The following is a 20632-nucleotide window of genomic DNA, read 5'->3' as shown; positions in this document are numbered from 1 at the left end:
AACCGGGGGTTCTCGGGCGGTTTACAATCGTTAACACAACCCGCAGGGGTGTTCGAGGCCGAATTGTGGCGCCGCCCACTGCCCACGTGGCTACCATGCCGGACCCCGATTCGTCCAGACTCGTGTGATTCGCCATTCGTTTGCCGCGAATCGGCGGCTGTCCGGCGCCTCGCGATTGCCCTGCGCGTATGCGGCGATTCGAGGCCGAAATCGAGGGGCGCCTACATCGCGGTGCCCGCCGAGGTCGTCGCCGCGCTCGGCGGCGGAGGACGGATCCCGGTCGAGGCCGGCTTCGACGGCATCGCCTACACCGGCTCCCTCGTCTCGATGGGCGGCGGCCCGTGCCCCGGCATGCTGAAGGCGATCCGCGAGCGGCTCGGCAAGGCGCCCGCGACGCCGTATCGGTCACCGTGCGTCGCGACACCGAACGGACGGTCGAGGTGCCCGAGGATCTCGCGGCGGCGTTGGCCGCGGCGGGCGCGCGTCCCGCCTCCTGTTCGCGACGCCGTCAGCTCGTCGGTGCGATCGAGTCGGCAAAGCGCCCGGAGACACGCGCGAAGCGAATCGATGCGGCGGTCGCCGCGGCGGGGTGAGGCGCGTCGTCGGGCGTCGGCGATTCGCGAATCCGATTCGCCAAATTCTTTTGGGCAACAGCGGGCATGGCGAATAGGAACCGACCGGTCGGATAGAGCGACGTACGTGCGCGCATTCGAATAGTCGGTCGTGCGTCTACGTGTCAGACGGTCGGGCGCGCGGCATTGCGAATGGCTCTGGCGGAGGTTGCTTTTCGCCTCTCGAGAGATTGCTGAAATGTAACCATGACACATGCGTGGTGTGGAATATAAAGAAGGTATATCAGTTAATATCGTCCGCTATGAGCAACCGCTCGGATCGTCGACGATTGGGGCCGTGCGCAACGGCATCGCGGCCTCGGCGCCGCGAACGCGAGAGATTCGGCAGCGCTGCCACTTGGAAGTAGCCAACTGGTTGATACATCTACGGTTCATAGGAGCGAATAGCTGTGTCACGCAAGTCGACCGAAGCCGGGCCAAGTGATCTCCTGCGACCGCCGACCTTCGGCGGGTTGTTGCGGAGGTTCCGCGACGACCGGCGGGTCTCCCGGGAAAAGCTGGCATTCGCAGCGGGGGTGAGTTCCAGCTACATCACGCACTTGGAGGGCGGCGACCGCGCCCACCCGACGAAAGTGGTGGTCGAAGCGCTCATCGGATACCTGCACCAGATCGCGCCGCTCTCCGACGCCGAGCGCAGACACCTGTTCGACCTGGCCGGACTGGCCGACGCCTCGGCCCCGACGGTCGCGGAGTTGCGTGCCCAGATCACCCAGGATATGCGCGACGGCCTCGCGGTGCACGAGCCGAACGCGGCGGGCTATCTCGACACCCGGTGGAACGTCCTGTCCTGCAACGACGCCTACACCGCGGTCTTTCCCGGCTTGGTCGAGGACGTGAACATCCTGCGGTGGTTCTTCGGCAACGAGGTGTCCAAGCGGGTGATGGTCGAGTGGGAGCGGGAGGCCGCGCTCACCGTGGACTGGCTGCGCGGACTCATCGGGCAGTCCGCTGGCGCCGACTGGTCCACCGAATTGCTCGCCGAACTCGGCCGATATCCGGAATTCCGCCGGATGTGGGCGGCCGGGGGAACCGCATACGGCCGGGAAAGTCCGCGAATGCTGCTCCGCGATATCGAAACAGGGAAGCCCTTCAGTCTGGACGTGCAGCTGTTCCGGGTCGATTCGGGAAGTCACCCGGGCCGGATCCAATTCTTCCTCGGTATCCGCACTACCGACCGTCCGGCGCGGTCCGGTCTCGCCGACCGGGCCGCGGTCAACGGATCCCTCCGCAGGTAGACCGACGTAAAACCCAGCGGCAGCGCGGTTTTCGTTGCGGAACGCACCGAGCGGCATCGCCCTGCGCGCGCCCGTCGGCCCGTCGAGGCGGCGGCCGCCGGTGCGGCGCCGTGCTCGCTCGTGCGCGAAAACCCCTGTGGTAGCGCCTTTTCGGACGAAAGCCATGGGTAGACGGTACCGTGCGGGCTACGCTGTCGAAATGCGTTGCGGGGGATATGCCGATGCCCCATTGCGGGTACCGACTCCGCGGTACTTTCACTGGTCGGTGTGGGTACCTCACAGGGTGCGCGGGAAGTTCTACTTCGTCTGGACAACGGTTGGGGAAACGTATTTGATCCGTTTATCGGCACGGTCGGGCAATTAGTTGCGACACTGTGCCTCGATCTCGGAAGACAACGGATTGCGTGAACATTGCGGGAGTGAGTGCTCATGGTCGACGTCATCGGTTTGATACCGCATATCTCGCTGGCGGCCGCCGCGAACTGCGCGAACGGGACGTTCGCGGTCTGCGGAGACGAGGGTCGCGCGCTGTGGTACGGACCGTTCATCGACGGCGACGCCGATCATCCACACGGCGATCGGTGCGCGGGCGCGATGGCCGCCGCGAACCGGGCGGTGTGGCTGGCCGGACGTGCTCGCGCCGACGCGGGCCACGCCGAGGCCACCCTGCATCTCACCGTGACCGAACCGGACATCGACATCGTCACCCTCGCCTGCACCGCGTCCATCTCCGGTCTCGTGCTCGATCTGATCTGCTCGGAAGACAATCCGGCGCTGGACTGGTGCCAGGTCTTCGGCAGCCTGGACTGGAATCCGGGCGCGCTGGTCAGCCTGGTCGACAGCGAATCCCAGGACCAGGCGCCCGGGCGACATCTACGCGCCGTCGACACCCCTACGAACAACGACATCGAGGAAGGGTTGCCCATGATCCGCGACGCAGGAGACATCGGTTCGATCGGCGGGAAGCAGGCGGTCGATCCCGGCGTGGAGTTGCGCGCCGCGCTCGAGGCGCTGCTGCTGCACGACGCCGTCGGACTCGATGCCAAGATGCGCCACGCGATCGCCGCGACGGTGCATCTCGCGGTGGACACCCCGCACGGCCCGCCGGAGGACGCCGAGGAGTTCCTCGGCAGGCTGGACGCGGGCTGGCTGCTCGCCGCGTGGGCCGGGCACGACACCGAGATGTCGCTCATCGCCACCCTGGCCGCGGGTGACGTGCCCGCGCTGTCCTGGTGCGAACTGATGTTCACCACCGCGCTCGCGCCGTGGTCGACCAGTCCCGTCGCGGTGCACGCACGGCGGATCTTCGCGACGGTGCAGCACGGCCGCATCGGCGCCGTGCGTCCGCAGGTGCGCGTGTCCGGAGCCTGACACTCGGCGCACGACCGAAGCGGCGGGCTCGGATCCGGGCGGTAGGGCCCGGTCCGTGGCTCAGGCGAGATCGATCTCGGCGAAAGAGCCGATCCACCGGTGCGCCGGCCGCGGCGGATTGGGTTCGCCGGGCCGGTGCACGCCGATGGCCGACCAGCCCGCCGCGACGGCCGCGTCGAGTTCGTCCGGGTGGTCCGAGAGGAACAGGATCTCGGCCGCGGGCACGCCGATCGCCCCGGCGATCTTGTCGTAGGACGCGGCTTCGCGCTTCGGGCCCGCGGTGGACAGGTCGAAGTATCCGCTGATCAGCGAGCCGAGCTCGCCGCCGCGCGCGAAGTCGAACCAATCACGCTGGTTGCGCACCGAACCCGAGGAGTACACGTACAGCGTCAGCCCGGCGGCCTTCCAGTCCGTCAGCGCGGGCGCGACATCGGGGAAGAACTCGCCGTGCAGCGCCCCGCTGCGGAAACCCTCGTGGCAGATCAAGCCCTGCGCGGTCTTCAGCGGCTCGGCCTTGACGTCCGAGCCGAGCCAGCCGCGCAAGATCTCGGCCACCTCGGCGATATCCGCGTCCGGACGTCCGGCCAGTTCCCTGGCGCCCGCGAGGACCGGCGCCGCCGCGTCGGCGCTGTTGTCGGCGAGCCACTGCGGCAGCCGGTCCCTGGTGTAGCCGTACAGGTCCTCCCGCACGGAACTGGTCGGGCTCGTGGTGCCCTCGATGTCGAGGACGATCGCGCTGGTCACGAGGCGGTGAGCAGCTCGTCGAGGGTGGGGAAGCCCTCGCTGATCCGGTCGCCGGTGAAGTCGCCGATCCAACCGTCCTCCTCCTCGAAGAAGCGGATCGCGATGAAATCGGGGCGGGTACCCATGTCGAACCAGTGCAGCGTGCCCGCCGGGACCGAGAGCAGATCGCCGCCCTCGCAGACCACCGCGAGCACCTCCTCGCCCAGGTGCAGATAGAAGCAGCCGCGGCCGGCGGCGAAGTAGCGCACCTCGTCCTCGGCGTGCCGGTGCTCGTTCAGGAACTTCTCCCTGGCGCCCTTGGCGATGGCGGGCCACTCGGGGTTCGCGTCGTCGGGGTGGATACGCGCGATATCGATGTGCTTGTAGCGGCCGGCGGCGTTCAGCTCGGCGACCCGGTCGGCGTAGTGGGCGAGCAGGTCCTCCGAGGAGGTCGCGGCGGCCTCCGCGAGCGCGGGCCAGCGCTCGAACGCGATGCCGTGCGCGGCGAGTTCGGCGGCGATCACGGTGTCGTCGGTGGTCCGCACCCGCACGTCGGCGGCGTTGTTGGCGGCCATCACCTGGAGCAGGGTCATGTCAGTCCAATCTCGAGTGACTCGGCGGGCGTGGCGAAGGCGTGCCTGCGGCCGGTGCGAATCACCAGCTCGCACAGCGCCTCCAGGCATTCGGCGCGATCGCGCGCCCGGGAGAGATTCTCCCCCCAGGTGGTGATGCCGTGCCCGGCGATGCACAACACGGGTGGGGCGGCGGGGTTGTCGCGCAGATAGCGTTCGATGTCGGCGCCGATGCGCGAGACGTCGCGCCAATTGGGGAACACCGGGATATCGATCGCCGACGGGTCGGCGGAACCGAGCCCCTTGATGAGTTCGAAATCGGTGATGCGCAGGGTGGTTTCGCGCTCGGCCGCGCCCGCTTCGGTCGCCAGCGCGGTCGCGTACGGCGAGTGCACGTGCACGACGGCTCCGGCGTCGGTGGTGCGGTACACCGCGGTGTGAATGGTGGTCTCGGCGGACGGTTTCCGCCGCTGACCGGGCAGCGGCGCGGAATCCTCGACGGCGACGGTCACCATGTCCCCTGGGGTCAGCTCGCCCTTCGACAGCCCGCTGCCGGTGACCACGGCGGTCGCGCCGTCGCGCACCGAGAGGTTGCCCGCGGTGCCCGGCATCCAGCCGCGGCCGTAGAGTTCCCTCGCGATGTCGGCGAGTTCGGCGCGCGCCGCCGAAACAGACTCTGTCGCAGCACTGTTCGTACCGTGCACCACGCCCTGCTCGGTGACGACCGCCGTGACCAGCTCGCTCGGCGTGACGTCGAAGGCCGGGTTGAACACCTCGGTGTCCGCGGGAGCCGTCGCGACGCCGCCGAATCCGGTGACCTCGGCCGCGGCTCGCTCCTCCACGACGATGTCGCGGCCGGTGGCGGTGTTCGGGTCCCGCGTCGATTCCGGCGCCACCACGATGAACGGGATGCCGTGCCGGTGCGCGGCGAGGGCGACGGCGTAGGTGCCGATCTTGTTGGCCACGTCGCCGTTGGCGGTGACCCGGTCCGCGCCGACCAGTACGCAGTCGACCTGGCCGGTGGCCATCGCCCACGCGGCGGCCGAATCGATGGTCAGCCGGTGCGGAATGCCCGCCTCGGCCAGCTCCCACGCCGTCAGCCGCGCGCCCTGCAGCAGTGGCCGGGTCTCGTCGACCAGCACGTTCTCGATCGCGCCGCGCTCGGCGAGCACCCGTAGCGTGCCGATCGCGGTGCCGAACGCGCTGGTCGCCAGGCGGCCGGTGTTGCAGTGGGTGAGCACCCGCAGCGGGCGGTCCGCGCAGAGACGCTGGACCAGGTCGGCCGCGTGCGTGGCGGCGGCCCGGTTGACGCGGCCGTCCTCGGCGAGCATGTCCAGGGTTTCGGCGAGCACCGCGTCGGCTCCGGCCGGAATCCGGGTGCGGACCCGTTCGACGGCCCACGCCAGATTCACCGCGGTCGGTCGCGCGGCGGCGATGCGGTCGGCCTCGGCCCGCACCCGCGCCTCGTCCACCACACCGTCGACGGTGTGCGCGGCGGTCGCGATGACCACGCCGAACGCTCCCGCGATCCCGATCGCGGGAGCGCCGCGGATGGCCAGCGTCTTGATGGCCTCGATGATCTCGTCCACCGTGCCGAGGCGCAGCTCGCGCACCTCGTGCGGCAGCCCACGCTGGTCGATGGTGACCAGCGCACCGTCGTCCCAGACCAGGGAACTGTCGTCCATCAGGCGCATCCTTTGTCGCGAAGAGCTGCATTCTGCCTGGTAAACGGTATCCGACCGGGCCTGGCCGGCGACAATCGGCTCAGCGCTCGGCGGACTCGGCGCGCAGCTTCGCGGCCCGTTCGCGCGGGTCGTAGTCCGGCCCGACGCCCTCGACGAGCACCAGGTCGCCGTCGATGTGATCGGCTCGCAGGCGCAGGATCGCCTGGTATCCGGGCGAGTGGTACCAAGCTCGTGCCCGCGCCAGATCGGGGAACTCGATCAGCACCATGCTGCCGGGCCACTCGCCTTCCACCACCTCGGCCGGTGGTCCGTGAATCACGAACCGGCCTTCGAACGGGTCCAGGGTGGCCTGGATGCGTTCCAGGTATTCCAAGATCTCCGGGTGTGGACGGCGGCTGCGCAGGTGGGCGAAGCCATACGCGGACATGATCGTTCCCTTCGACGCGGCGGGCCGCTGCGTGGCGAGCGGTGCGCCGAACGTATCGCCGCCCGCGTCGCGCGTCGATTACCCGCGAGGTAATGGCCGGGCCCGGAAGGCGCTGTGCTGCCGCGCTTCTCATTCGGCGGCGAACTCCGCCTCGCGCTCCACCGCGTCGATGGTTTGTCGCGGTACCTGGATCGGGCCGGGTGTGTAGGTGACCGCGCGCAGGTCGCCGGTGTAGCGGAACGGGCCGCGGCGCTCGCGCAGATCCCAGGACACCGGGCCGCGCGCGTCCACGCCGACGGAAATGCCGGTCCACGGCGACATGCCCACCAGCTGCACCCGGTCGCGCAGTTCGGCGCTCGGGCCGCCCGCGACCTCGACCTGAAAATCCCAGCGCAGCCTGGGCCGCTCGGCGGCGGTGACGGTGATTCGCCGCACACCGGGCGGGAGCGGTTCGGTGGCGGCCTCGGCGAAATCGCCATAGCTGTTGACGCCGAGCACGACCCGTCCGTTTTCGAGGTAGACCAGGTACCCGCCGAGCGGATCGCCGTGCGCGACCAGCACGCCCTCGTCTCCGGGCCGGTAGCCGCCCAGCTCCACGGTGATCGCGAAGTCGCGGTAGGCGATCAACCTTTGCGAGCGGTAGCGCTCCAGCGTCGGAGTGCCCGGCAGCACACGCACCGGCGCGGCGAAGCGGGCCTCCTCGGGCCGCCGGATCGCGAGATCCTGACGGGTGAACAACGGGAAAACCGTGTTGGCCCAGGCCGATTCGTCCCACGCGGCGGCGAGCTCGGCCGCCTTCTCCGGATACAGCCCCGAAAGATCGTGCAGCTCGGTGGGATCCGCGCGGACGTCGAACAGCTACCAGTTCGGCGCGTCGATGTCGGCGCCGGGTTCGTACAGCGACAGCAGCTTCCAGCCGTCCCGGTAGAAGCCGCGATGCCCGGTCATCTCCGAGTACTGCTCGGTGTGGCGGGTCCGCGCCGACGGGTCGCGCAGCAGCTCGGCGGCCGAGACGCCGTCGAAATCCTTGGCGGGCAGGCCGTTGCGCACGCTGGGCCGCGCCAGCCCTGCCAGCTCCAGCAGAGTCGGAGCCAGGTCGGTGACGTAGGCGTACTCGTGACGGATGCCGTTGTCCGTCGCGGCGCGCAGCAGTCCCTCGGGCCACGACACGAGCAGCGGCACCCGGACGCCGCCCGCGAAGGTCTGGCCTTTGTAGAAGCGGAACGGTGTGTTGGAGGCCTGACCCCAGCCGCGCGGGTAGTGCACCCCGAGCCGTTCGGTGCCGATCAGCTCCTCGTCGTGCGGGACGTCGCCGATCCAATCGGGGTCGTCGATGTGCGCGAACTCGGCGAAATAGCTACGGGTGCCCTCCGGACCGCCCTCGGCGGTGCCGCCGTTGTCGGAGGTGAACACCACGATCGTGTTGTCCAGCTCGCCGAGCTGTTCGAGGGTGTCGAGGATGCGGCCGACGCTCTGGTCGATGCTGTCGACCATCGCGGCGTAGACCTCCATGTACCCGGCGAAGCGGCGGCGCTCGTCGTCGGTGAGCGAATCCCATTCGGCGGCTTCGTAACCCGGCTCGCGATGTGCCGCTGGGTTCATCGTGGCGTCGCGTACCAGATGCCACTTGCCCACCGCGTAGGTGGCATACCCGTTGTGGCGCAGGGTCTCCGGCAGGGTAAGCACATCGTCGGCCAGCTCGAGCCGCAGTCCGGGTAGCCGGGGTCGGCGTTGGCGACGAAGCCGAAACCGGCTCGATGAGCGTTGATTCCGGTCAGCAGCGAGGCGCGGGAGGGCGAGCAGAGCGGCGTGGTGTGGTAGTTGGTGAAGCGGATGCCATTGGCGGCCAGCCGATCCAGCGTCGGCGTCTCGATCTCGGAGCCGAACGGTCCGATGTCGCTGTACCCCATGTCGTCGACCAGCACCACGACGATGTTGGGCGCGTCCTGCGGCGCCGCGGGCGGGTAGGTCCACTCGGGGGTCGAGCCGGCAGTGGTGCGACCGACGGTGCCGCCGAAGGATTCGTAACCGCGCGCGGCGGAGGGAACAGCCATTTGCACAGTAGACGGCCGTAAAGCCGGAGCTGACCAGGGTTTGGCGCGACGTGCGCGGAACTCGTGCGCGGTAACACCCGAATGAATTAGTGAGCACTACGAAAAGAAAACCGCGTCTGCCGGTTCCGCAGAAACCGGCAGACGCAGTTCAAAGCATTCAGTTCTGGCCGTGACGCCGGTCCTGCTCCCGCTGGTCCTCGGGCATCCGGTCCCGCCCGGCTCGGTTCATGCCCCTCTGGTCCTGCTCCTGGCGCTGCTGTTGCTGCTGCCGCGGCATCTGCTTGGGCATTTTCTTAGGCGTTTTCTTCGACTTTTCAGCCATCTCCACTCGGTCCTTTCCGAAGTGATTTGATTTCGCCTAACGACAACACCATAGCGATCGCACATCACTCGAGGAAGGGGAAAGTGAAAATATGTCGAGACCCCCCGGTAGGGGGCCGATTTTCAGAACGGCAGAAGTAGGAATTCCACGGAAATGCCGTCGGACGCCTCGGCGGGGACGACGACGAGCCCGTCGCGGTCGACGAGACCGCCCAGATGGGCCGTGCGCACCGTCGGATCGCCGATCCAGCCCCCGGTCGGCGCGATGCGGGCGGGCACGATGCGGGTGACCGGTCCGGACACGTCGGCGGCATTGTGCAGCGGGCCGGTCAGCGGGCGGTCCTGGTGTGCGCCAGTGCGTCCCGCCACGATGGCGGGCACGAGCGCGAGCAGCGTGGCGACGGCCGCGAACGGATTCCCGGGCAGTCCGAGAATTGTTGTCCCGCTGGGAGTTTCGGCGACGATGGTGGACCCGCCCGGCCGTAGTCGCAAGCGCGGCACCAGCACTCGGGCCTCGGCGCGCGCGATCGCGCCGCGCAGTTGATCGGCCGCGCCGCCGCCCGTCGCGCCGACGATGACGAGCAGGTCGCAGTCGGTGGACGCGGCGAGGACCTCGTCGAAGCCGTTGGGTGTGTCGCGCAGGTGCACCCGGTCCACCGTCCGAATGCCGGACCCGGCAAGCAGATCCGGCAGGATCGGTCCGATCGAGTCCCTGGTCTGGCCGGCGCGCAGCGGGCCATCGCTGCGGATCTCGTCGCCGGTCATCACGACGCGTGCGCGGACGGGCCCGCGCACCACGGCCTCGGTGACCTCCACGCTGGCGGCCGCCGAGATCAGCGCGGCGGTCACCCGTGTGCCCTCCGGCGCGACCAGGTCGCCCGGACCGCGGTCCTCGCCGCGGCGGCGGATGTCGTCGCGAATCGGCGTCTCCGGTATGCGGTGCAGGGTTTCGTCGGAGCCCACTCGGACGAACTCGTCACGGACCACGGTGGTGGTGCCGTCGGGCACGTGCGCGCCGGTGGCGATGCGCACCGCCTCACCCGGCAGCAGCCCGACCGGGCGCTGCCCGCCCGCGAAGCCGATATCGCGGCGCAACCGCCACGGCCCGTCCCCGGCGACGGCGTACCCGTCCATCGCGGAGACGTCGAAGCGCGGCAGCGCCTCGGCCGCGGTGAGCGGCGCGGCCAGCGCGGCGCCGCGCACGCTCGGCAGGTCCGTCCGGTAAGGGGTGAGCCGGGTGAGGCTGTCGCGCAGCGTGTTTCGTGCCTCGTCGAGCGTCAGCGGAGTGGTGTCCGCGGCCCGCGCCCTGGCCCGGCGCACCTCGTCCTCGGTGTCGCAGTCGGCGATGCCGGACAGCCCGACGATCGCGGTGTCGGCGGGCACCAGCGCCTTCATCGGCTGGTTGATCAGCGAATCCAGCTCGGCGAGTGCGGCATTGAGCGCGGAGCGGCGCCAGACGCCGACCAGATACTGCGGGCGGCCGGACTCGTCCGCGGCGAACACCGCCTCGGCGCCGGATTCCGCTTCGTGCCTGAGCAATTCGGTGATCGTTCCCGGCGTCACGAAGGGCATGTCGGCGGCGAGCACCACCACCAGCGGCGCCCTGGAACCGGCGAGCGCGCGCAATCCGGCGTCGACCGCGGCCACCGGACCCGAGCCCGGCGGCACCTCGCGCACCTGCCGGATCTCCGGGTTCAGCTCCGGCCGGTGCGGCCCGACGACGACGGTGCGGCCGCGGCCCGCGACCGCGGCGAGCGCCGCGTCCAGCATCGACCGGCCGCCGATCACGATCGCGGGTTTGTCGACCCCGCCCATGCGGCTGGCCCGCCCGCCCGCGAGCACGATCGCGTCGGCGGCCGTCACCGGACGGGCTCCGCACCGAGGTACACCATGTCCGAAATGCTAATTCGGACGTGCTCCGGCAGGGGAACGCAGGCCGTCGCCGGGGCGATCCCGGCGGTAGCTCAGACGCGCGAGAGGTCCGTCGCTCGGCGCAGCAGGCAGAACTCGTTGGCCTCGGGATCGGCCAGCACGATGCCAGGGACGCCGCCGAACTCGCCCGCGTCGACCGGCGTGGCGCCCGCTTCGCGCAGCCGTGCCAGCTCGGCGGCGGGATCGTCGGTCGGGAACGCCGTCAGATCGAGGTGCAACCGGTTGCGTCCCTGCTTCGCGTCCTGGTTGCGGACGAACTCCAGCCAGGACCCGAGTCCCGTTGCCGAACGCAGACCCGCCAACCGCGGGCCGCAGTGCGCGACCGGCCAGCCCGAGGCGGTCGACCAGAACGCGGCGAGCCGCGCCGGATCCAGCGTGTCCACCACGATGGCCGCCACCGCGCCGGTGTCCACGTACTGCTCTCTCGGCTCGAGCACACAGAACTCGTTGCCCTCGGGGTCGGCGAGCACCACCCACGGCACGCCGCCCTGACCGATGTCGACGTGCCGCGCGCCGAGCGCCAGCGCCCGGTCCACCTGGACCCGCTGGTGGTCCAGCGAGCGACTCGCCAGGTCGAGGTGCAGACGGTTCTTGCCGCTCTTCGCGGTGTGCGCGGGCAGGAAGGTCAATGCGATGTCGAGGCCGTCCGGGTCGGGCGCGGCGACGTCGACCTCGTCGGGCCGGTCGACGGTCACCGACCAGCCCAGCAGCTGAGCCCAGAACTCCGCGACGACGCGCGGCCGCTGCGCATCGAAGACGACACACGCCAGGCGGGTGGACATGATTCCACGTTAACGCCTTGGCGCATCCCGAACTTCGGGAAACCGGAAACGCGCCTCACGCAGATTCACCCTGCCGTCCTCGATCGGCACGTCCTCGGCGGCGAGCAGGCGCAACTGCCGGTCGGCTAGATGCGCGGCGGGCTTGCCGCCTGCCCGGAGCACGCGGTGCCACGGCAGGTCGGCGGCGTCGGTGCGCATGATCCAGCCGACCGTGCGCGGGGTCGAGAGCCCGGCCGCCGCGGCGATGTCGCCGTACGTGGCGACCATGCCGGGCGGAATGCTCGCGACGAGCTCGCGCACCAGCTCGATCTGCGCGTCAGAAGTCGGCACGGCGCATTCCCCCTAAAGCGCCGCGCGGATCAGGGCCGCGGTCTCGGCCGGACGCGCTTGCGCGACCATGTGGTCGCAGTCGAACTCGTGCACGGTCAGCCGCGGCCCGAGGTGGGCGGCCAGGGCCGCGCGGAATTCGGCCGTCACGAACGGCGGCTGCACCTTCATCGCCTGCACGAGCACCGTGGGCAGCTCGGCGGGCGGCAGCACGAACGCACGCGCCAGCTGACCCCAATAGGAGATGACGGCGGGCAGGCTCAGCCGCCAGCCGACCCTGCCGTTCTCGGTGGGCACCAGGTGCTCGGCCAGCTCCGCCTCCAGCAGCCGGGATTCGACGTCGTGCCAGGCGCTGGCGAGCTTGTCCCTGCGCGCGTGCTCGATGTCGGCGTAGTCGGGGTACTCGACGGTCCGCGCCGCGATGTCGGAGAGCAGGCCCGCGTCCTCCGCGATCGCGGGATCCAGCAGGACGAGCCCGCGCACCAGCTCCGGGTGCCGTGCGGCCAGGTGCACGCCGACCGCGCCGCCGAAGGAGTGGCCCACCACCAGCACCGGCCCGTCGGCCTCGGCGGCGAGCAGTTCGACGAGGTCGGCGACGATGGTCTCGAAATCCCACGGCGGCAGCGATGTCGACCGGCCGTGTCCGCGCAGATCCGGCGCTACGACGCGGACCTCGGGCAGGTGCTCGGCGGCCAGCGCGGCCCAGCGGTGGCCGTGCCCGGTGAGCCCGTGCAGGGCGAGCACGGTCGGTCCCGCGGCGGGACCGAAGCGGTGAACGTGGAGAGTCGACACCGGGCCATTCTGTCGGGTGGGGCGCGGCACGTCATCCCGGACGGTGGTCGGCGGTGGTCGACGCCCCGGTGTCGCGGAGGTGGCCGTGACGTGGACAACGTCCGGCCGGAGCGGGCCTGCGGCGTGTCGGCCCCGTCTGTTGCAATAGCCGACGTGGTGCGATCGGATAGCGCGGTGCGACTTGTTCGCCGGAACGCAACGGCACCCCGGGCGCGGCTCTGGGGCGCCGACGTGCGCCCACTGCTCGAGGCCATGGCGGGTCCCGCTCCCGCGCGCCCGGGGTGGCAGCCGTGGCAGGTGCTCGGCGGACCGGGTACCGGCAAGACCGCGCTGCTCACCGACCTCGCCGCCGCGCGTATCGCGGCCGGAGCCGATCCGGAATCGGTGCTGCTCCTCACCCATTCGAAGCAGGCGGCGGCCACCGTGCGCGACGCCATCACCGCGCGGCTGAGCGGGACCGGACCCGACGGCGAAGGCGGCGTCCCCGGTGCGACGAGAGAGCCGCTCGTGCGCACCCTGCACTCCTACGCCTTCGCGGTGTTGCGCAGGCACGCCGCCGCGCACGGTAACCCGCCGCCGCGTTTGCTCACCGGTGCCGAGCAGGATGCCGTGCTGCGCGAGATGCTTCGCGGCGACCTCGACGACATCGCCGACGGCGCGACCGGACTGTGGCCGGAGCGATTGCAGCCCGCGCTCGGCCTCGCCGGGTTCGCCGAGCAGTTGCGCAACCTCATGCTGCGGGCCACCGAGCGCGGCATCGGCCCGGAGGATCTGGTGGCGCTCGGCCGCGAGCACGGCAAGCCGGAATGGGTGGCGGCGGGCCGCTTCGCACAGCGCTACGAGCAGGCCATGCTGCTGCGCTGGTCGGTCGGCGTCGAGGCGCCCGAGGCCACCGCGCCCGCTTTGGACGCCGCGGAGCTGATCGGCGCGGCCTTGGACGCGCTGGCCGCCGACCCGAACCTGCTTGCCGCCGAACGGTCGAGGATCGACTATCTGCTGGTCGACGACGCGCAGCATCTGGATCCGCAGGCGGCGCTGCTGGTCCGTGTCATCGGGGCGGCGGCGCACTGCGCGGTGGTCGCGGGCGATCCGGATCAGGGCGTCTTCGCCTTCCGCGGCGCCGACCCACGGTTCGCGGCCGACCCCGGTGGGCCGGAGGAACGGCGCATCGTCTTGCGGCACAACCACCGGTCCGGCCCGCAGGTGCAGCTGGCCGTCGCCAGGGTCGCGGCCAGGTTGCCCGGCAGTGCGCCGCAACGCTTTCCGCTGCCCGACCGCGCGTCGGCGCCCGCGGACGACGGCGCCGCGGTCCGTGTCCGCGTGCTCGCCACGCCCGCCAAGGAGGCGGCGCTGATCGCCGACCATTTGCGGCGCGCCCACCTGACCGGTGGGGTGCCGTGGTCGGAGATGGCCGTGATCGTCCGCTCCGTGCCGCTCTCGCTGGCCCCGCTGCGGCGCGCGTTGCTCGCGGCGGGCGTGCCGGTACGGCAGCCCGCGCTGGACGTGCCGTTGGCGCGGCGGCGCGGCGCGGCGTGGATGCTGCTCGCGTTGCGCGCGCTGCTCGCGGGCGAACGGTCGCGCCGGGCAGGGGAGGAGATGTTCTCCGCCGAGGACGCGCTCGATCTGCTCTCAGGTCCGCTGGGCGGTGCGGACCAGATCACGCTGCGGCGATTGCGTCGCGGTGTTCGGCGCGCGGTGCTGGAGCTGGAGCGTAGGGCGGCGAAGCGCGCGGAGGGGGAGGCGTGGGCCGCGGCGGTGGAGTCGGAGGAGGTGCCGCTGCCGGAGGGTGCGCCGCCGCCGGACGATGCGCCGCCGCCCGACGATGCGCCGCCGGACGATGCGCTGCCCGATGGGGCGTTGCCGCCGGAAGAGGCGCTGCCGGATTCACTGGCGCCGGGTTCGCTTCCGCCGGACGACGCGCCGTCACCGGACAACGCGCTGTGGCTGGACGAAATGCCCCGACAGGGGGACGCGCCGCCGTCGGACACTGGTCCGTCGGAGGACGCGCCATCGTCGGACTCGGCAGTGCGTCAGGACACGCCAGACGATGCGCTGGCGCCCGGCGGGCGGTCGGGAGATGACGTGCCCCCGTCGAACGTACGCCGCCCCGCCGACACCCGGACCCAAAAGGCGACGAACTCCGAACTGCCGCAAGAGTTCCCGCCGGACGATGGCGATCCAGACGCCGACGACACGGAGTGGTCCGCCGTCGACCCCGACTGGATCGTCAGCGAATCCGAGTGGCGCGAAGCCGATCTCGAATGGGGCTTGGAGGTCGCCGAGCACGCGGACGACAGCTCCACGCCGAGCCGTCCCGGCGAGGACCGGCCCACCTCGGATCGTGACCGCGCGACAAGCGGCGGCGAAACCACGAGCGACGCAGCACATCCCAGCCCGCTCGACCAGTCCTCGGCCGAGGTCCTGCGCGACCTGCTGGTCGGCATCGGCGATCGTGCACTGCTCGATCGCCTCACCGACGTCGAGGCCGCCCCGCTGCGCCGCGTGCTCGACGCCTTGGATCGCGGCCGCAAGGCGCGCAGGCGGGCCACCGGCCTCGAGGACGTGCTGTGGGCGCTGTGGACCGCCTCGCGCCTGGAACGGCGCTGGGTCGCCCAGTCCGAACGCGGTGGCGCGGTCGGCATGCAGGCCGACCGTGATCTCGACGCCGCAGTCGGCCTGTTCGACGCCGCGGCCGCCTACGTCGATCGTATTCCCAGGGCCGGTATCGAAGGTTTTGTGGAATACCTTGTGCAGCAGGAGATTCCGCAGGACACCGCCCCGCTGACCGCGCCGGGTGACGCGGTCGCCCTGCTCAGCGCGCACGCCGCGGCGGGCCGGGAGTGGGACGTGGTCGCGGTCGCGGGCGTCCAGGAAGGCATCTGGCCCAACCCCAGGCCGCGCGGCACCCTGCTGCACACCGAGGATCTGGTCGATCTCGGCGCGGGCATCGGCCTTGCTGGCGAGCAGGTCAGCCGCGCCGCGCCGATCCTGGCCGAGGAGCGCAGGCTGCTGCTCGTCGCGTGCAGCAGGGCCCGGCGTTCGCTGCTGGTGACGGCGGTCGAATCCGTCTCGGGGGAGCGAGATCTGGTGCCCTCGCGCTTCCTCGCCGAGCTGCTCGGCCACGACGACGACACCGAGGCCGGTGTGCTGCCGGTGGCCGATCCTGGCCGCGCCCTCGTCATGCACTCGCTGGTGGCCGAGCTGCGCGGCGTGGTCTGCGACGCCGAGGCCGACCCGGAGCGTCGCCGCAGGGCCGCGCACCAGCTGGCTCGGTTGGCGCACGCCGGTGTACGCGGCACCCATCCCGAGGAGTGGTACGGCACAGCCGAACTCAGCTCCCGGCGTCCGCTGTGGGACGACGAGGAGACCGCGGTCGCGCTGTCGCCGTCCACCGTGGAACTACTGCGCACGTGTCCGCTGCGCTGGGCGCTGGAACGGCACGGCGGCACCGACGGCGACAACCCGCACGCCGTCAAAGGCAACCTGGTGCACACGCTCGTGCAGGCGCTGGCGGGCAAGGTGCCCGAGGCGCAGGTGCGCGCGGCGCTCGACCGGGCTTGGCAGGCCATCGATCCCGGCACCGGCTGGCATTCCCGCCAGGAGCTGCGGCGCACCGAGGCCATGCTGGAGACGTTCCTGGCCTGGATCCGCAACACCCGTGGCGAACTCACCCAGGTCGGCGTCGAGGTGCCCGTCGACACCGTGCTCGCGCCGCGCGGCGACGGTGAACCGCCGGTGCGGATCAAGGGCAGGGTGGACCGGCTGGAGCGGGATGCCATGGGCCGCTTCGTGATCGTCGACGTGAAGACCGGCAAGACGCCGATCAGCAAGCAGGCCGCCGCCGACCACGCGCAGCTGGCGACCTACCAGGTGGCGGCCGCGCTCGGCGCGCTGGACGGATCGAGTGCCGAGAACGATACGGCGCCAACGGAAACCGTCGGCGAACCGGGTGGCGCCCGTCTCGTGTACGTGGCCAAGCCGAGCAGCAAGGAGGGCGCCACCCAGCGCATGCAGGAGCCGCTCGACAGCGGGGCGCTGGACAAGTGGCGCGACACCATCCACGACGCCGCCGCGTCCACCCGCGGCCCGAGCTACCTCGCCATGCGCAACGACGGTTGCCGTCACTGCGCGGTCGCGGGCAGCTGCCCGGTGCAGGACACCGGAAGGCAGGTGACCGACGAGTGAGTCACCCCGCGGTGTCGCCGCTGCGGATCGCCGAGGCGCTCGGCCTGCCACCCCCGACCGACGAACAAGCAGCGGTGATCGCCGCGCCGCCCGGGCCGACCCTGGTGGTGGCGGGCGCGGGCGCGGGCAAGACCGAGACCATGGCCGCGCGCGTGGTGTGGATGGTGGCCAATCGGCTGGTGCTGCCCGACCAGGTGCTCGGCCTGACCTTCACGCGAAAAGCCGCGCAGCAGTTGACCGCTCGCATCCGCACCCGCTTGGCCCGGCTGGCGGGTTCACAGCTGCTGCGTGATCTGGACGCGTCGGGGGAGTTGCGCGCCCAGCTTTCCGGTGCCGAACCCGAGATCAGCACCTACCACTCCTACGCCGGTCGGCTGCTCACCGAGCACGGCCTGCTGCTTCCGGTGGAGCCGTCGGCCACGCTGCTCACTCAGACGCAGCTGTGGCAGCTCGCGCACCAGGTGGTGCGGGCCTGGGACGGTGACCTGGACACCGATCGCACACCGGTGTCGGTCACCGAGGCGGTGCTCGCGCTCTCCGGTCAGCTCGCCGAACACCTGGTGGAGGCCGAACAGCTGGCCGAGGCGCACACCGAGTTGGAGAAGCTCGTGCACACCCTGCCCGCGGGTCCGCGTCAGCGTGGCGGGCCGAGCCAGGCGCTGTTGTCGATCGTGCAGGTGCAGCGCGAGCGGGTGGCGTTGCTGCCGCTGGTCCAGCAGTTGGCCGCCGCGCTGCGCCGCCGTGGTGCACTGGACTTCGGCGCCCAGATGTCGCTGGCGGCGCGGCTGGCCGCCGAGCACCAGGAGGTGGCGACCGCCGAGCGAGGCAGGTTCCGCCTGGTGTTGCTCGACGAGTACCAGGACACCGGTCACGCCCAGCGCATCCTGTTGGCGGCGCTGTTCGGTGGGGAAGCGCCCGCGGCCTCCGAGCTGCGGCCCGAAACAGGTGGCGCAGCACGGCGTTTGGCGGTGACCGCGGTCGGCGACCCGATGCAGTCCATCTACGGCTGGCGCGGCGCGTCGGCCGCCAACCTGCCCCGTTTCGCCACCGACTTTCCGCTGGCCCCCGGCGTGCCCGCGCCGATACTTCCGCTGCTGACCAGCTGGCGCAATCCGCCCGAGGCGCTGGCCCTCGCCAACCTGGTCGCCGGGCCGCTGCGCCGCACCGCGCTCGACGCGGGCGGGGTGACCGTCGACGCGCTGCGCGCCAAACCCCATGCCGAGCCGGGCGTCGTCGCGGTGGCGCTGACCGAAACCGTTGCCGAGGAGCGCGATTGGGTTGCCGAGCGGATCGCGGCCGAATGGTCCGCGCGACACGCGGCGGGGGAGCCGCCGCCGACCTCGGCGGTCCTGGTGCGCCGCAACGCCGATGCGTCCCCGCTCGCGGAAGCGCTACGTGATCAAGGGCTTCCGGTGGAGATCGTCGGTCTCGGCGGCCTGCTCGCCACACCAGAGGTGGCCGACATCGTCGCCACCCTGCGCCTGATCGCCGAGCCCGCCGCGGGCAGCGCGGCCGTGCGCGTGCTCACCGGCGCCCGCTGGCGCATCGGCGTCGCCGATCTCGCCGCGCTCGCCAAGCGCGCGCGGGAGCTGTCCATCAGCAGACTTTCCGGCGGTGCGAACGACGAGATCACCGACAGCGCCGCGCTCGCCGCCGCGCTGCGGGAGGTGGCCCCGGAACCGGCCGAGCAAGCGGGTCTGGCAGACGCGATCGCCGATCCCGGTCCGCCGGAGAACTATTCGGCCTCCGGTTACGCCCGCATCGAGGCGCTCGGCAAGGAACTCGCCGCACTGCGCGAACGCAGCGGCCAGCCCTTGGTCGAACTCGTGGCCGATGTGGAGCGCACCATCGGCGTCGGCGTCGAGACCCAAGCCCGCCGCGCCATGGCCGGTACTGGAGCGGGACGCGAACACCTGGACGCGTTCGCCGAGGTCGTCGCGGGCTACGCCGCCGACACCGGCGCCACGCTGAGCGGTCTGCTCGCCTTCCTCGCCGCCGCCGAGTCGGTCGAGAACGGGCTGGAGCCGGGCGAGGTGGAGGTCGCCAAGGACCGCGTGCAGGTGCTGACCGTGCACGCGGCCAAAGGGCTGGAATGGGAGATCGTCGCGGTTCCGCACGTGGTGCGCGGCGTGTTCCCCTCGGGCGCCGCCTCGGCGACGTGGCTCGGCGCGCTGGCCGAGCTGCCCACCTCGCTGCGCGGCGACCGCATCCAGGACGACGCCGCCGAAGGCGTGCCCGTGCTCGACCTGTCGGACCTGTACGACCGGGCCGACCTGGAGGCCGCCATCAAGGCGCACAAGGGCGCGCTGGACCGCAGGCGTCTCGACGAGGAACGGCGGCTGTTCTACGTCGCGCTCACCAGAACCGAACGGGTGCTGCTCGTTTCGGCGCACCACTGGGCCGAGACCGGCTCGACGCCCAAGGGGCCATCGGACTTCCTGCTGGAGCTGAAGAACGCGAGCGAGTCGGCCGACGGGCCCGCTTTCGGCGTGCTCGACATCGCGAGGTGGGACGATCCGCCCGAGGTCGACGCGGTCAATCCGTTCACCGACAATCCGGCGACCGCCGAATGGCCGCGCGATCCGCTCGGCCCGCGCCGCGACCCGATCGAGCAGGGCGCCGCCCTCGTCCGCACCGCACTCGCGGACCTGCGCGCCAAGCCCGCCGAAGCCCGGACTACCGCCGCGCGACAGGAGCGATCTGTCGCGCCGTCCGAGGCAGCCGCGCCGGTGCTCGAGGCCGAACCGGGCGCACTGTTCTCGATCGACGAACTCCGCTCGCCCGAGGACGATTTCGCCCCACCGCCCGACGACTTCGAGCCGCCGCCGGACGAGTTCGCGCCGGTGGACGAGGCGGTCGACCCGGACGACCCGGAGGGCTGGGCCGCCGACGTGGACGCGCTGCTCGCCGAGCACGAGGCGAGCCTCGCCGCGGCCCAAGAGGTGGAACTGCCCGGTCAGATTCCCGCCACCGCCCTGGTGGAGATGCGCGCCGATCCCGCGAAACTGGCTCGGCGGCTGCGTCGTCCGCTGCCGTACCCGCCGAATCCGTTGGCCCGGCGCGGCACCGCGTTCCACGCCTGGGTGCAGCGCTGGTTCGCGGGCACCAGGCTGATCGGGCTCGATGAACTGCCCGGCGCGGGCGAACCCGATCCGCACGACGCGAGCGTCGACGCCGAACTGGCCAGGATGCAGGACGCGTTCCTGAATTCGCCGTGGGCGCACCGCAGTCCGCTAGACGTCGAGGTGCCCTTCGAGACCTCGATCGCGGGCACCGTGATCCGCGGCCGCATGGACGCGGTCTTCGCCGAACCCGGTGGCGGCTGGACCGTCGTCGACTGGAAGACCGGCGCTGAACCCGGACCCGCCGACGAACCCGCGGTGGCCATGCAGCTGGCCATCTACCGGTTGGCCTGGGCCCGCCTGATGGCCGCGCGCCACGGCGGCACCGAACACGAGATGCTCGACAAGATCGGCGCCGCTTTCCATTACGTGCGCTCCGGGCGCACCATCGCTCCCGCGGAGTTGCCCGGACCAGAGGAACTGGCCGAGCTCATCCGCTCGGCCGCGCCGGTCAGGCAGGACGACTGACTCG

At 71.3% G+C, this 20632-nt stretch carries 14 protein-coding genes and 2 pseudogenes; 6 read left to right on the top strand and 10 right to left on the bottom strand.

Annotated features, from left to right (window positions below; genetic code table 11):
* Positions 1-48: 48 nt before the first annotated feature.
* The 4 genes and pseudogenes from T333_RS10455 to T333_RS10440 form a co-directional block, all read left to right on the top strand.
* Positions 49-330 (top strand): annotated as a pseudogene (locus T333_RS10455) (DUF1905 domain-containing protein); the annotation flags it as partial.
* 11 nt (positions 331-341) lie between these two features.
* Entirely contained in the window at positions 342-593 is a 252-nt protein-coding gene (locus T333_RS10450) for a YdeI/OmpD-associated family protein (protein WP_355003917.1), read from the top strand.
* A gap of 428 nt (positions 594-1021) precedes the next feature.
* A complete protein-coding gene (locus T333_RS10445) occupies positions 1022-1867 on the top strand; it encodes a helix-turn-helix transcriptional regulator (RefSeq protein WP_496424343.1) in 846 nt (281 codons plus the stop codon).
* 429 nt (positions 1868-2296) lie between these two features.
* Positions 2297-3238 (top strand): hypothetical protein, encoded by a 942-nt coding sequence (locus T333_RS10440; RefSeq protein WP_355003915.1) that lies wholly within the window; start codon positions 2297-2299, stop codon positions 3236-3238.
* 60 nt (positions 3239-3298) lie between these two features.
* Here the strand turns inward: T333_RS10440 and mtnC are convergent, their stop codons facing one another.
* The 10 genes and pseudogenes from mtnC to T333_RS10390 all read right to left on the bottom strand — a co-directional run bounded on the left by mtnC (position 3299) and on the right by T333_RS10390 (position 12853).
* Positions 3299-3982, bottom strand: coding sequence for an acireductone synthase (mtnC, locus tag T333_RS10435; RefSeq protein ID WP_496424342.1), 684 nt, complete (start codon positions 3980-3982; stop codon positions 3299-3301).
* Complete coding sequence (locus tag T333_RS10430) at positions 3979-4554, bottom strand: 1,2-dihydroxy-3-keto-5-methylthiopentene dioxygenase (protein WP_496424341.1); 576 nt, start codon at positions 4552-4554, stop codon at positions 3979-3981. Before T333_RS10430 ends, mtnC begins: the two co-directional genes overlap by 4 nt.
* Positions 4551-6218 carry an S-methyl-5-thioribose-1-phosphate isomerase gene (gene mtnA, locus T333_RS10425; RefSeq protein ID WP_496424340.1) on the bottom strand — a complete coding sequence of 556 codons (1668 nt, stop codon included), beginning with the start codon at positions 6216-6218 and terminating at the stop codon, positions 4551-4553. The genes T333_RS10430 and mtnA overlap by 4 nt, the downstream gene beginning before the upstream one ends.
* A 79-nt stretch (positions 6219-6297) precedes the next feature.
* Positions 6298-6645 carry a DUF1330 domain-containing protein gene (locus tag T333_RS10420; RefSeq protein ID WP_357256262.1) on the bottom strand — a complete coding sequence of 116 codons (348 nt, stop codon included), beginning with the start codon at positions 6643-6645 and terminating at the stop codon, positions 6298-6300.
* A 129-nt stretch (positions 6646-6774) separates the two neighbouring features.
* Positions 6775-8699, bottom strand: a pseudogene (locus T333_RS10415) (sulfatase-like hydrolase/transferase).
* A 157-nt stretch (positions 8700-8856) separates the two neighbouring features.
* Positions 8857-9021 carry a hypothetical protein gene (locus T333_RS10410; protein WP_157107903.1) on the bottom strand — a complete coding sequence of 55 codons (165 nt, stop codon included), beginning with the start codon at positions 9019-9021 and terminating at the stop codon, positions 8857-8859.
* A 122-nt stretch (positions 9022-9143) separates the two neighbouring features.
* On the bottom strand, positions 9144-10883 hold the full coding sequence (locus T333_RS10405) for an NTP transferase domain-containing protein (protein WP_496424339.1): 1740 nt from the start codon (positions 10881-10883) through the stop codon (positions 9144-9146).
* Between the two features lie 101 nt (positions 10884-10984).
* Positions 10985-11734: a VOC family protein gene (locus T333_RS10400; RefSeq protein ID WP_355003908.1), complete on the bottom strand. Its 750-nt coding sequence runs from the start codon at positions 11732-11734 to the stop codon at positions 10985-10987.
* A gap of 9 nt (positions 11735-11743) precedes the next feature.
* Positions 11744-12064, bottom strand: coding sequence for an MGMT family protein (locus tag T333_RS10395; protein WP_355003907.1), 321 nt, complete (start codon positions 12062-12064; stop codon positions 11744-11746).
* A 12-nt stretch (positions 12065-12076) separates the two neighbouring features.
* Positions 12077-12853, bottom strand: coding sequence for an alpha/beta fold hydrolase (locus tag T333_RS10390; protein WP_355003906.1), 777 nt, complete (start codon positions 12851-12853; stop codon positions 12077-12079).
* 231 nt (positions 12854-13084) lie between these two features.
* Between T333_RS10390 and T333_RS10385 the strand changes: the two genes are divergently transcribed.
* Positions 13085-17038 carry a PD-(D/E)XK nuclease family protein gene (locus T333_RS10385; protein WP_496424338.1) on the top strand — a complete coding sequence of 1318 codons (3954 nt, stop codon included), beginning with the start codon at positions 13085-13087 and terminating at the stop codon, positions 17036-17038.
* A complete protein-coding gene (locus T333_RS10380) occupies positions 17035-20628 on the top strand; it encodes an ATP-dependent helicase (protein WP_496424337.1) in 3594 nt (1197 codons plus the stop codon). The genes T333_RS10385 and T333_RS10380 overlap by 4 nt, the downstream gene beginning before the upstream one ends.
* The last annotated feature ends 4 nt before the right edge of the window (positions 20629-20632 follow it).

This window comes from Nocardia sp. CNS-044 (assembly GCF_059570515.1).
Note: the sequence above shows the minus strand (reverse complement) of the source record. Positions and strands in the feature narration are given on the sequence as shown.